Here is a 12746-nt window from a genome sequence, read left to right on the forward strand (position 1 = left end):
TTTAGATTTAAATGTTTAAAGTTTGTTTTAATTTTCTTTTATTCTAAGCTTTGCAACAAGTTCATCTGTAGGAGTTACATACATTGTGTTGTTAGTTTCATATATTACCATACCAGGTTTTGCTCCATTAGGCTTTTTGACATTTTTCTTTTTTGTATAATCAACAGGAACTTGTGCAGACATTTTTGATTTACTAAAGTATGCAGCAAGCATAGCACCTTCATATAAAGTTGTTTCAGGTATATCTTTAGAATCAGATTTTATAATAACATGAGAACCTGGTATATTTTTAGTATGCATCCATATATCATCATTACTTGCAATCTTTAAAGTAAGATGATCATTTTGTTTATTATTTTTACCTACCAATATTTTAAATCCATCACTACTTAAAAATTCATGAGGTTTAGTTGTAAGCTTAGTTTCTTTTTTATTTTTACTAGATGATTTTAAATAACCAACTCTACCTAGCTCTTCTCTTATATCAAGTAGCTCTGCTAGGTTTTCACAATTTTCTATACTAAGCATTATATTCTCTAAATATTCTATTTCATCTTTGGTTATATCTATTTGATGAGTTATTTCTATTTTAGCAGTTTTCATCTTAGTATATTTTTTAAAGTACTTCTGAGCATTCTCAGAAGGAGTTAGATTTTTATTAAGTTTTATTTTTATAGTTTTATATTCTGGGTCGTAGAAGTTTTGAACCTCAACACTTTCCATACCTTTTTCTATCATGTAGATATATGAAGTTATAAGTTCTCCATAAATCTTGTATATATCAGCATTCTCAGATGCTATAAGTTCTTCATTTTGTTTTTTTAGTTTATTGTAAAGTCTATCTAAATTTATAGAAATACTTTTTCTTAAATCAGAAGATCTTTGATGAATTCTGTCTTTTATATCCTTAGTTTTATAGTAATATTCAATTATATAAGACATACTATCATTTTTAACAAAAGATAAATCTTTAAACATTGTTAAATCTACGCAACTAAAATCTATGATTTTATCAACACTTTCATCTACTACAACACATGGAGAATAGATATTATTTTTCATATCTTTAAATAAACCTTTAAACTCTTTATATAAAGATCTTAAATCATCAAAAGAATACTCAGATGTACTTAAATTTTCATTTATGTTTGCTCTATGACAAATTTCCTTGGAAATAACAGGGCTTATGCCTAAAAACCTAGAGTAAATAGACTTGTATAAGTTACCATCAAAAGATTCTAATTCTTTTATAAATTCATCTTCAGATATATCATCTAAAGGATTTAATTTATCTTGAGCAGGAGGTAGATTGTAAGTCATACCTGGGAGTATCTGTCTAACCCTACTTATGCTAGGAGGTATTCTCTTTGCTGAGTCTATTATTTTATTATCATTTGAATGAGTAAGTATTATATTACTGTGTCTACCCATTATTTCTATATATATATCCTTTGTAGTTTTTTCCTTCAACTCATCAAGAGACTCTACACTTATTTTTACTATTCTTTCAAAACCTACCTGAGATATATTTACTATATTACCTCCTTGTATATGTTTTCTAAAAAGCATACAAAACATAGGGGCATTTATAGGATTTTCTTTTTTATAATCCTTAGCTAAATATACCCTTGGATTTGAGGCACTAGCACTTAATACTAATTTAAAGTTCTCTTTATTGTTTCTTATATGTAAAACAACTTCATCGTTTTCAGGTTGGTATACTTTATCTATCTTACCTCCTAAAATCTTTGATTGTAGCTCGTTTACTATAGAATGTATAACTAAACCATCTAAAGCCATAATAATCGCTCCTTTCTTAGATGAACAATATATAATAATTATTACATAATATAAGTATATTGTGAATATTTATCAAAATTAATTAAAGAAAGTATATAATTAATTATAAGGGGATAAAAACAAATTTTATATCTATATAATTTCCCTTTCTTATTAATATATTGTATAATATTAAGTTAGGGATTAAATTAGAGGGGGGATAGTATGGAATTTTGGAAATTACATGGGATAGGGAATGATTTTATAGTTATAGACCAAAGGTTTGATCAATATGATGAATACGAAAAAATAGCAAAAAAAGTATGTAATAGAAAATTTTCAGTAGGTGCTGATGGGCTTTTAATTGTTAAGAAATCTAACATAGCAGATGTTAAAATGTTATATTATAATTCTGATGGGTCGATAGCATCTATGTGTGGAAATGGACTTAGATGTTTTGCTAAATATGTTTATGACAATGAGATAGTATTAAAAGAAAATTTTAAAATAGAAACTCTTGATGGAATAAAAGAAGTAAATATAAACAAAGAGGATAATATAACAAGTTTAGTAAAAGTTAATATGGGAAGTGGAAGCTTCTTGTGTAAAAACATATCTATGATTCATACTATGGAAACTTTCTTAGAGCAAAAGATAAAAGTAAAAGATAAAGAATTTATAGTAAGCTCTATGTTAATGGGAGTTCCTCATACTGTTGTTTTTGTAGATGATATAAACTTAAATGATGTACATAAATATGGAAGTGAAATAGAAAAAAATAAAATGTTTTTAAAAGGCACTAATGTAAACTTTGTAAAAATTGAAGATAATAATAATATAAAAGTAGCTACTTGGGAAAGAGGATGTGGTTATACTTTAGGATGTGGTACAGGAATGACAGCATCAGCAGTTATAGGAAATTTTTTAAGAAAATTAGATAAAAATGTATATGTAACATCACAAGGTGGATGTGTAAAAATAGATATAAATGAGGACTGTATATATATGACAGGGCCTGCAGTTAAAATATGTGAAGGTATTTTGGAGGTATAATATGGCAATAAGTATGACTGGCTTTGGTAGAGGAGAATATAAAGATGATAACTATTATTTTGTAATAGAGTGTAAGACTATAAATCATAAATATGCAGATATAAATATAAGATTACCAAGAAAGATATCATTTTTAGAAGAAAAGGCAAGAAACTTAATAAAAAATTATGTAAAAAGAGGTAGAGTTGATTTATACATAAAGCTTGACGTATTAGGTAGTGAAGATGTAAACTTAAAATTCGATGAAGTATTAGCTAGTCAATATGTAGGAATATTAAATCAAATAAAAAATAAGTTTGATTTAATAGATGATATAAGCGTTATGAATATAGCTAAGTTTCCTGACATAATAAAAGCTGAAGAAAAAGAAGAAGATGAAGAATTTTTATGGGAAATGCTTAAAAAATCTTTAGAAGAAGCTTTAAGTAATTTAAAAGAAATGAGAATAGAAGAAGGTAAAAAATTAGCAGAAGATGTTATAATGAGATGTGACCTTCTTAAAAATTATATTGAAGAAATTGAAAAGTATTCATATAATGTTGTTATTGATTATAAAGAAAAATTAAATACTAGAATATCTGAGATACTAGAAAATCCTAGCATAATAGATGAAAATAGATTGGCACAAGAAGTTGCAATATATGCAGATAAAAGCAGTATAACAGAGGAAATAGTAAGATTTAAAAGTCATATAGAGCAATTAAAAAAGACTATAGTAAAAGACGAATCAATAGGAAGAAAGATAGACTTCCTAATACAAGAAATGAACAGAGAAACAAATACAATAGGATCAAAATCATCAGACTTAAATATAACTAATTTAGTAGTAGAAGTTAAATCTGAATTAGAGAAAATAAGAGAGCAAATACAAAATATAGAATAAATAATAATAAAATATATAATAATGAAACTTGTATATCAGAAAGGAAGATAGTAATGCTTAAGAAAAAAGGGCTATTATTAGTTGTATCTGGTCCATCAGGAGCTGGTAAAGGTACAATATGCAAAGAGCTACTAAACAAAAATCACGATATAAAATTATCGGTATCAGCAACAACTAGAAAGCCAAGAAATGGCGAAGTTGATGGAGTTAATTACTTCTTTTTAGAAAAAGAAAAATTCCAAACGATGATAAATAATGGTGAATTTTTAGAGTATGCTCAAATTTATGACAATTTTTATGGTACACCAAAGGCTGCTATAATAGAATCTTTAGAAAATGGACAAGATGTCATATTAGAGATAGAAATGCAAGGAGCTAAGCAAATAAAAGATGTATATCCAGAGGGTGTATTTATATTTGTATTACCGCCATCTCTTGAAGAATTAAAAAATAGAATAGTTGGAAGAGGAACAGAAACAGAAGAAGAAATACACAAAAGATTTAGTTGTGCATTTGAAGAAATAAACAAAATATCTGATTACGACTATTTTGTAGTGAATAAAGATGTAAATACATCAGTAAAAGAATTAGAAAGTATAATATTAGCGGAAAAAAATAAAGTTAATAGATATAAAAATAATATAATAGCAAAATTCAAGGAGGAATTATAAAATGTTAAAACCATCAATAAATGAAGTATTAAACAAAATAGACAACAGATATTATTTAGTTGGAACAGTAGCAAAAAGAGCTAGAGAAATAATAGACGGTGCTGAGCCTATAACAACTACAAAAACTAGAGATAACAAACCTGTAACTATAGCGACTCAAGAAGTTGCTGATGGTAAAATAAGCTATAGATTATTAACTCAAGAAGAAATAGATTTAAATGAAGCTGAAAAGCACTTAGAACAAAAAATTACAGAAGAGGAGTAATTCTTATGTTAAAAGGTAAAACTGTTGTACTAGGAGTAAGTGGAGGAATAGCTGTATACAAATCATTAGATGTAGTAAGTAGACTTAGAAAATTAGGTGTAAATGTTCATGTTATAATGACTAAAGCTGCTACTGAATTTGTAACTCCATTATCATTTCAATCATTAAGCCAAAACTATGTAGTTTGTGATATGTTTGAAGAACCAAAAACTTGGGATGTAGAGCATGTATCACTAGCTAAAAAAGCAGATGTATTTTTAATAGCACCTGCAACTGCTAATTTCATAGGTAAAATGGCTAATGGCATAGCTGATGACATGCTTACAACAACAGTTATGGCTACTAAGGCAAAAGTATTAATAGCACCTGCTATGAATACTAATATGTATGAAAATCCTGTACTTCAAAGAAATATAAAAATATTAAAGGAACTAGGTTGTAATTTTGTAGATCCAGAAAGTGGAAGACTTGCTTGTGGAGATACTGGAAAAGGTAAGTTAGCATCACCAGAGGTAATAGTAAATGAAGTAGTTAATTTACTTACACAAAAGCAAGATTTAATTGGTAAAAATATAATAGTTACTGCTGGACCTACAGTAGAAAGCATAGATCCAATGAGATTTATAAGCAATAGATCTACAGGTAAGATGGGATATGCAATTGCAACTCAAGCAGCAAATAGAGGTGCTAATGTAACTTTAATATCAGGACAAACTAATCTAGAAGTTCCTAAAAATATAAAAAAGCTTATAAAAATAGAAAGTGCTGAGGATATGTATAATGCAGTTTTAGAAAACTTAGATGATAATCAAGTTGTAATAAAAAGTGCAGCAGTAGCAGATTATAAGCCTAAAAACTATTCTAATAAGAAAATAAAAAAATCTGATGATGATTTATCTATAGAATTAGAAAGAAATAAAGATATAGCTTATGAAATAGGCAAGATAAAAAAAGATAAAATACTAGTTGGATTTGCAGCAGAAACTAATGACCTTATAGAAAATGCTAAAGGTAAAATAAAGAAAAAGAATCTAGATTTTATTGTAGCTAATGATTTAACTAAAAAAGGCGCTGGATTTGGTGTAGATACTAATATAGTTAAGATTATAGATAAAGATGGAAATATTACAGAATATCCAAAAATGAAAAAAGAAGAAGTGGCAGATGTTATATTAGATAATGTCAATAAGTTACTACAAAGATAAGCATCTATTAATTTAGATGCTTTTATTTTTAGCAAGAGGTATAATTGAGTAAATAGCTATTAAAAAGGATATAATCTAGTTAATACGAGTAGGAGATAGATGTTTTATAATGGAAAAGTATGCGAAATTAGTAGTAAGAAGCAATACTATACATACAGACAATTTATTTACATACAAATTTTCAAATCTTTTAATAGATGATTTAAAAGTAGGTCATAGAGTTTTAGTTCCTTTTGGTAGAGGAAATAAACCTACAGAAGCCTTTGTCTTTGAGATAAATAATAAAGTAGAAGATAACATAAGGTTAAAAGAAATTATAGATGTATTAGATAAAGAGCCTATATTTTCAAAAGAAGATTTAGAATTGGTAAAATGGATGAAAAATAGATATCTGTGCACATATATAGATTGTATAAACTTAATATATCCAAAAGGATATAAGTTAAATAATTATAAAGTTGCAGTTTTAAATAGCGATATAAGAAATTTAGACCAATTAGAAATAAAAGGTGTAATTAGTTCATTAAATGAAGATGAGCAGATAGTAGTAAATTCTATACTAGATAACAAAGGAAAGATAAAAATAGATAAATTAAAGTCTATAAATAAGATAAATAATATACTTTACAGACTTAATAAAAAAAATATAATAGATATTTTATGGGAATATAAAGATCATAAAAATGAAAAGAAAATATGCTATGTATCATTAGCTATTGATAGTGATTATATAGATGAATATATAAAAAACAATAAGATAGCCCTAGGAAGTAAGCAAAAAGAAGTTATAAACTTTTTAAAGTACAATGATGATAGTGAAATAAATGATATAATGGAATTGTTAAATGCATCTAAAAAAAGCATAACATCATTATATGATAAGAATTTAATTAATTTAGAAATAAGAGATTATTATAGAAGGCCTAAAGATATATATAGCACGGACTATAAAGATATAAAATTAAATAAAGAGCAATTATATGCTGTTAATAAAATAACATCAGAGATGTTTGAAGAAAATAAAAAACCTTACATGATTCATGGTGTAACAGGTAGTGGTAAGACAGAAGTATATATGGAAGTTATAGATTATGCACTAAATCAAGGTTTAGATAGTATATTTTTAGTACCAGAGATATCTCTAACTCCACAAACTATAGATAGATTAAAAAATAGGTTTGGAGATATAGTAGGAGTATTTCATAGTCAATTATCAGAAGGTCAAAAACATGATGTGTATAAAGCTATAAAAGCAGGCAAAATAAGAATATTAATAGGTGCAAGATCTGCATTATTTGCTCCATTTAAAAACTTAGGTGTAATAATAATAGATGAATTTCATGAGTCTTCATATAAGTCAGAGAAAAACCCTAAATTTAGCACTATAGAAGTTGCTAGGTATATGTCGCACAAGGAAAATATATCGTTGATATTAGGTTCTGCAACTCCATCTGTTGAAGAATACTATAAAGCTTGCAATAAAGAGTATGAATTAATAGAAATAAAATCTAGAGCTAATAAAAGACCGCTTCCAAAAATTGAAGTTGTAGATATGAAATTAGAACTAAATAATGGAAATAAGAGTATATTTAGCATAAGACTACAACAAGAAATAGAAACTGCTATTAAAAATAATAATCAGGTAATATTATTTTTAAATAGAAGAGGTTATGCAAGTTTTGTATCATGTAGAAACTGTAGTTATGTATTTCAATGTGAAAATTGTGATATATCATTAACATATCACAAAAGAAATAACATAGGAAGGTGCCATTATTGTGGTTATGAAAAAGAAATACCTCATGAGTGCCCAGAATGTGGAAGCAACTATGTAAAACCTTTTGGAATAGGAACTCAAAAGATAGAGGAAGAGTTAAAAAATATATTCAAAGATGCAAAAATTCTTAGAATGGATAAAGATACTACCTCTAAAAAAGGTTCATTAGAAGAAATTATTAATAAATTTAAAAATAAAGAAGCAGACATATTAATAGGAACACAGATGTTGAGTAAGGGATTAGACTTTGACAATGTAACCTTAGTAGGAATATTATCAGCAGATATGATATTGAATTTTCCGGATTTTAAAAGTTTTGAAACTACATTTCAGCTAGTAACTCAAGTTTCAGGACGGGCAGGAAGATCTGATAAGGAAGGTAAGGTTATTCTTCAAACTTATGATACAGATCACTATGCTATAAGAAGAGCCATAAACTATGATTATGAAGGATTTTATGAAGATGAAATAAAAATCAGAAAAGCATTTGGATATGCTCCTTTTAACAATATGGTAAGTGTTGTAATAAGCGGTGAAAATGAACATATAGTAAAGCAAAATGCTAAGAATATGTATGATTCAATTATTTATCTTCTCAAATCTAGGGGTATAAATAATTTTGATTTCATATTAGGTCCAAACCCATGTTCAATATCAAAAATAAACCAAAATTATAGATGGCAGATATTATTTAAGGATGAGGATATTGAAATAAATCTATTAAAAGGTATAATAAAATATATATGTATAACAAAACGAGACGTAGTGTTTAATAAAGAGGTTAATGTATCCATAGATATTAATCCAAACAACATATTATAAAATATAGGAGGAGACAAAAATGGCGTTAAGAGAAATAGTTCAAATAGGAGACCCTATTTTAAGAAAAAAAGCAAAAAAGGTAGAAAAAATAGATGATAGATTAATACAATTATTAGATGATATGGCAGAAACAATGTATCATGCAGATGGTGTAGGTCTTGCTGCACCTCAAGTAGGAGTATTAAAGAGAGTTGCTGTTATAGATATCGGTGATGGTATAATAGAACTTATAAATCCAGAAATAATAGAAACTTCTGGAGAGCAATTAGGAGATGAAGGATGCTTAAGTGTTATAGGCGAATGTGGAGCTGTAAATAGACCATATTATGTAACAGTAAGAGCATTTAATAGACAAGGTCAATATGTTGAAATAAAGGCTGAAGAATTTTTAGCAAGAGCATTTTGCCATGAAATAGACCATTTAGATGGTGTATTATTTGTAGACAAAGTACAAAAGTAGTAGGAGATGATTAAATGAGGATAGTATTTATGGGTACACCTGAGATTGCTCTTGGGTGTTTACAAAAAATAATAGATGAAAAACATGAAGTAATAGGTGTGATAACTCAACCAGATAAACCTCAAAATAGAGGTAAAAAGCTTGGAATGCCTCCTGTTAAAGAGCTTGCACTTAAATATGATATACCAGTATATCAACCATTAAAGGCAAGAGATGAAGAGTTTGTAAATGTATTAAAGGAATTAAATCCAGATGTAATAGTAGTTGTAGCTTATGGACAAATACTTCCTAAATCTATATTAGATATTCCTAAGTTTGGTTGTATAAATGTCCATGTTTCTTTACTTCCAAAATATAGAGGAGCGGCACCTATAAACTGGGTAATAATAAATGGTGAAGAAAAAACAGGAGTTACTACTATGTATATGGATGAAGGTCTAGATACTGGAGATATGATACTACAAAAAGAGTTTGCATTAGATAATGAAATAACAGCAGGAGAGCTTCATGATAAGATGATGGTTGTTGGAGCAGAAACTCTAAAAGAAACTTTAGACTTAATTGAAAAAGGGTGTGCACCAAGAACTAAGCAAAATCATGATGAGTTTAGTTATGCACCTATGATGGATAAGTCTTTAGGAAATATAGATTTTAATAAAAGTGCAAAAGATATACATAACCTTGTAAGAGGGGTTAATCCATGGCCAAGTGCATATACAACTTATGATGGAAAGACTATGAAAGTATGGAAGACGAAAGTGCTAAATGAGGAAAGTCAAAAAGCACCTGGAACTATATTAAGCGTTGATAAAGATGGTATAAAAGTAAGCACTTTAGATAAAGTAATATTACTTGAAGAAATACAAATGCCAGGAAAGAAAAGAGTTTTAGTTTCTGAATATATAAAGGGAAACAGTATAGATACTTCAAAAATATTAGGCTAGGTAAATAAAATGGTAGAATCAAAAAAGTATATGACGGCCATAGGTATATTATTAGTAATTCTTTTGACTATAGGTTTACTTGTTAACTTTTTTATATCTACTTTAGCAGGTGTATTTGCTATAATAACAGATATACTAATATTATTAGCATCGATAGTAATAATATTTTCTATAGTAGTTACAAATAATATTATAAGGGATAAAGATGTAGACTCATCTTTAATGAAGGTTAACTTTAAAATCGTATCATTTTTATTTCCTATAATAACTATTATTGCAGAATTTGTTAATATACCCAAAAATGAAATAAGAAAGGTATATATAAAATTAAACAATAAATATATATATAGTAATAGTTATAACTTAAAGCCAGAAGAAATATTAATATTAATACCTCATTGTGTTCAAAGAAATAGCTGTAAGTTAAAAGTTACTAACAAAATAGAAAACTGTGCAACTTGTGGTTTGTGTAATATAGGAGATTTAGTAAAATTAAAAGAAAAAACAAATGTAAATATATTTGTAGCTACAGGGGGAACACTAGCCAGAAAAATAATAATGGATAACAGACCAAAAGCTGTTATAGCAGTAGCTTGTGAAAGGGACTTAACAGCTGGAGTACAAGATATGAGACATGTACCCGTTTTAGGTGTATTTAATAAAAGACCTAATGGACCTTGTGTAGATACTAATATAGATATAAATGAAGTTGAAGAAGCTATAAAATTTTTTACAGAGAGAATATATAGCTTATCTTTATAAGAATCTATATTAAATTAAGATAGGAGTGTTTTATATGTTTTATCCATATGGATATGGGTATGGTTTAGACCCTACAATTATGATATTAATTCCAGCGATACTTTTTACTATTTATGCTCAATTTAAAGTAAGTAGTACTACTAGTAAGTATCTAAGAGTGAATTCAAGTAAAGGTTATACTGGAGAACAAGTAGCAAGAACAATATTAAATTCTAATGGATTAAATAACGTATCTATAGAAATGGTTACAGGGCATTTAACTGACCATTATGATCCAAGAAGTAATACTGTTAGATTATCACAAGATATATATTATGGAACATCGATAACATCTATATCAGTTGCGGCACATGAATGTGGCCATGCAATACAGCATGCTAAAGGATATGTACCACTTAATTTTAGAAGTGCTTTAGTTCCTATAGTTAATTTTTCATCTAATATATCTTGGTTATTAATTGCTTTAGGATTTATAATGAGGGGACCATTTTTAGAAATAGGAATAATACTATTTGCAGCATCAGTCTTATTCCAAATAGTAACATTACCAGTTGAATTTAATGCATCAAGTAGAGCTATAGTTCAGCTTAATAATCTAGGAATAGTAGACAAAAGAGAATCTAATCAAAGTAGAAAGGTTCTTACAGCAGCAGCATTAACTTATGTAGCTGCAGCATTAACTTCAGTTTTACAACTACTTAGATTACTAGCAATAGCAAACAGAGATAATGATTAAAGGAGATTGTCCTAGGGTTTCTAGGACTTTTTCTGTTTAAATTAAGGAGAAATAGCATGAAGGCAAGAGAAATAGCATATAAGGTACTTTTAGATATTGAGGAGAATAATAATTATTCTAATACATCAATAAATAAACATTTTAAGAAAATTGAAATGACTAATCAAGATAGAGGTCTTGCTACAGAATTAATATATGGTGTAATAGAAAATCAATATTATTTAGATTATATAATAAATAAACTTTCTAAGATAAAGACACAAAAGATGTCAACTTGTGTTAAAATATTGCTAAGATTAGGTGTATATCAGATAGCATTTTTAGATAGTATATCTGATTATGCAGCTGTTAATGAGACCGTAAATTTAGTCAAAAAATATGATAAAAGATCATCAGGATTTGTAAATGCAATACTTAGAAATATAATAAGAAAAAAAGAAGAGATTTTAAAAGTAGATATAGATGATAACATAATGTATTTATCTACTAAATACTCTTATAGTCCATGGATGATAAAAAATTGGATTAAAAACTTTGGAGAAGAATTCACAAAAGATTTATTAGATTCTAATAATGAAAAGCCAAATTTATACTTAAGAGTTAACACTTTAAAAATTAACAGAGATGAACTTATAGAAAAGCTAAATAATATAGGTGTAAAAGCTTATAAAGTAAACCTTATAGAAGAAGCTATAAGAGTGGAAAACTTTAAAAATATAGAAAATAATGAATTGTTTAAAGAAGGATTATTTACAGTTCAAGATATAAGTTCAATGTTAGTTGGAAAAGTAGTTAATCCTAAAAAAAATTCATTAGTACTTGATATGTGTAGTGCACCAGGTGGAAAAACTACTCATTTAGCGACTCTTATGAATAATACTGGAGAAGTTTTGGCCAGAGATATATTTGAACATAAATTAAAACTTATAACATCAACAGTAAATAGATTAGGTCTTAAAAATGTAGTTGTAGAAAAATTTGACTCATCTAAAGTAGATGAAAAAAGTATAAATAAATTTGACTATGTATTGGCAGATGTACCATGTTCAGGACTTGGAATAATAAAAAGAAAACCAGAAATAAAATATAAAACAAAGGCAGAACTAAAAGATTTACCTTTAATACAAAAAACTATATTAGAAAATGCATCTAAGTATGTTAAGAAAGATGGAATACTTGTATATAGTACTTGTACTATAGAAGATACTGAGAATATAAATATAATAAATGAGTTTATAAAGACTAACAATGATTTTGAATTAGTACCTATAGATGAAGTGAATGTAGATTTAGATAACCAAGATAAAGGATATTTAAAAATATATCCTAACATACATGGAATGGATGGTTTCTTTATAGCAAAATTAAGAAAAGTAAGGTAGTGATAAA

General features: G+C 27.2%; 12 protein-coding genes. 11 read left to right on the plus strand and 1 reads right to left on the minus strand.

What is annotated here, in order from left to right:
• Nucleotides 1–27 precede the first annotated feature (27 nt).
• Entirely contained in the window at nt 28–1800 is a 1773-nt protein-coding gene (locus ABHC41_RS05530) for an NFACT RNA binding domain-containing protein (protein ID WP_271892437.1), read from the minus strand.
• A 204-nt stretch (nt 1801–2004) separates the two neighbouring features.
• Between ABHC41_RS05530 and dapF the strand changes: the two genes are divergently transcribed.
• The 11 genes from dapF to rsmB all read left to right on the plus strand — a co-directional run bounded on the left by dapF (nt 2005) and on the right by rsmB (nt 12739).
• Nucleotides 2005–2832, plus strand: coding sequence for a diaminopimelate epimerase (gene dapF, locus ABHC41_RS05535; RefSeq protein WP_271892434.1), 828 nt, complete (start codon nt 2005–2007; stop codon nt 2830–2832).
• A gap of 1 nt (nt 2833) precedes the next feature.
• Nucleotides 2834–3715: a YicC/YloC family endoribonuclease gene (locus ABHC41_RS05540; RefSeq protein WP_271892432.1), complete on the plus strand. Its 882-nt coding sequence runs from the start codon at nt 2834–2836 to the stop codon at nt 3713–3715.
• Nucleotides 3716–3768: 53 nt separating this feature from the next.
• The gene (gmk, locus tag ABHC41_RS05545) at nt 3769–4386 is read left to right on the plus strand and encodes a guanylate kinase (protein ID WP_092924309.1); all 618 of its coding nucleotides are present in this window, start codon (nt 3769–3771) and stop codon (nt 4384–4386) included.
• 1 nt (nt 4387) lies between these two features.
• Complete coding sequence (gene rpoZ, locus ABHC41_RS05550) at nt 4388–4651, plus strand: DNA-directed RNA polymerase subunit omega (protein WP_166505876.1); 264 nt, start codon at nt 4388–4390, stop codon at nt 4649–4651.
• A gap of 5 nt (nt 4652–4656) precedes the next feature.
• The gene (coaBC, locus tag ABHC41_RS05555; RefSeq protein WP_166505875.1) at nt 4657–5856 is read left to right on the plus strand and encodes a bifunctional phosphopantothenoylcysteine decarboxylase/phosphopantothenate--cysteine ligase CoaBC; all 1200 of its coding nucleotides are present in this window, start codon (nt 4657–4659) and stop codon (nt 5854–5856) included.
• A gap of 109 nt (nt 5857–5965) precedes the next feature.
• Nucleotides 5966–8455 (plus strand): primosomal protein N', encoded by a 2490-nt coding sequence (gene priA, locus ABHC41_RS05560; RefSeq protein WP_195237238.1) that lies wholly within the window; start codon nt 5966–5968, stop codon nt 8453–8455.
• A gap of 19 nt (nt 8456–8474) precedes the next feature.
• Nucleotides 8475–8915: a peptide deformylase gene (gene def / locus ABHC41_RS05565; protein ID WP_092924321.1), complete on the plus strand. Its 441-nt coding sequence runs from the start codon at nt 8475–8477 to the stop codon at nt 8913–8915.
• Nucleotides 8916–8929: 14 nt separating this feature from the next.
• Nucleotides 8930–9859, plus strand: coding sequence for a methionyl-tRNA formyltransferase (gene fmt, locus ABHC41_RS05570; RefSeq protein ID WP_195237240.1), 930 nt, complete (start codon nt 8930–8932; stop codon nt 9857–9859).
• 9 nt (nt 9860–9868) lie between these two features.
• Nucleotides 9869–10621, plus strand: a complete 753-nt coding sequence (locus ABHC41_RS05575) for a DUF116 domain-containing protein (RefSeq protein WP_166505872.1) — start codon at nt 9869–9871, stop codon at nt 10619–10621.
• 34 nt (nt 10622–10655) lie between these two features.
• Nucleotides 10656–11357 carry a zinc metallopeptidase gene (locus ABHC41_RS05580; RefSeq protein WP_092924331.1) on the plus strand — a complete coding sequence of 234 codons (702 nt, stop codon included), beginning with the start codon at nt 10656–10658 and terminating at the stop codon, nt 11355–11357.
• 56 nt (nt 11358–11413) lie between these two features.
• A complete protein-coding gene (rsmB, locus tag ABHC41_RS05585) occupies nt 11414–12739 on the plus strand; it encodes a 16S rRNA (cytosine(967)-C(5))-methyltransferase RsmB (protein WP_092924334.1) in 1326 nt (441 codons plus the stop codon).
• The last annotated feature ends 7 nt before the right edge of the window (nt 12740–12746 follow it).

This window comes from Romboutsia sp. 1001216sp1, from assembly GCF_039841805.1.
GTDB lineage: Bacteria > Bacillota > Clostridia > Peptostreptococcales > Peptostreptococcaceae > Romboutsia_C > Romboutsia_C hominis.

Excerpts from the sequence above, each read along its gene's own strand:
- ABHC41_RS05530 (WP_271892437.1), bottom strand. The coding sequence starts at position 1,800 with ATGGCTTTAGATGGTTTAGTTATACATTCTATAGTAAACGAGCTACAA.
- dapF (WP_271892434.1), top strand. The coding sequence starts at position 2,005 with ATGGAATTTTGGAAATTACATGGGATAGGGAATGATTTTATAGTTATA.
- ABHC41_RS05540 (WP_271892432.1), top strand. The coding sequence starts at position 2,834 with ATGGCAATAAGTATGACTGGCTTTGGTAGAGGAGAATATAAAGATGAT.
- gmk (WP_092924309.1), top strand. The coding sequence starts at position 3,769 with ATGCTTAAGAAAAAAGGGCTATTATTAGTTGTATCTGGTCCATCAGGA.
- rpoZ (WP_166505876.1), top strand. The coding sequence starts at position 4,388 with ATGTTAAAACCATCAATAAATGAAGTATTAAACAAAATAGACAACAGA.
- coaBC (WP_166505875.1), top strand. The coding sequence starts at position 4,657 with ATGTTAAAAGGTAAAACTGTTGTACTAGGAGTAAGTGGAGGAATAGCT.
- priA (WP_195237238.1), top strand. The coding sequence starts at position 5,966 with ATGGAAAAGTATGCGAAATTAGTAGTAAGAAGCAATACTATACATACA.
- def (WP_092924321.1), top strand. The coding sequence starts at position 8,475 with ATGGCGTTAAGAGAAATAGTTCAAATAGGAGACCCTATTTTAAGAAAA.
- fmt (WP_195237240.1), top strand. The coding sequence starts at position 8,930 with ATGAGGATAGTATTTATGGGTACACCTGAGATTGCTCTTGGGTGTTTA.
- ABHC41_RS05575 (WP_166505872.1), top strand. The coding sequence starts at position 9,869 with ATGGTAGAATCAAAAAAGTATATGACGGCCATAGGTATATTATTAGTA.
- ABHC41_RS05580 (WP_092924331.1), top strand. The coding sequence starts at position 10,656 with ATGTTTTATCCATATGGATATGGGTATGGTTTAGACCCTACAATTATG.
- rsmB (WP_092924334.1), top strand. The coding sequence starts at position 11,414 with ATGAAGGCAAGAGAAATAGCATATAAGGTACTTTTAGATATTGAGGAG.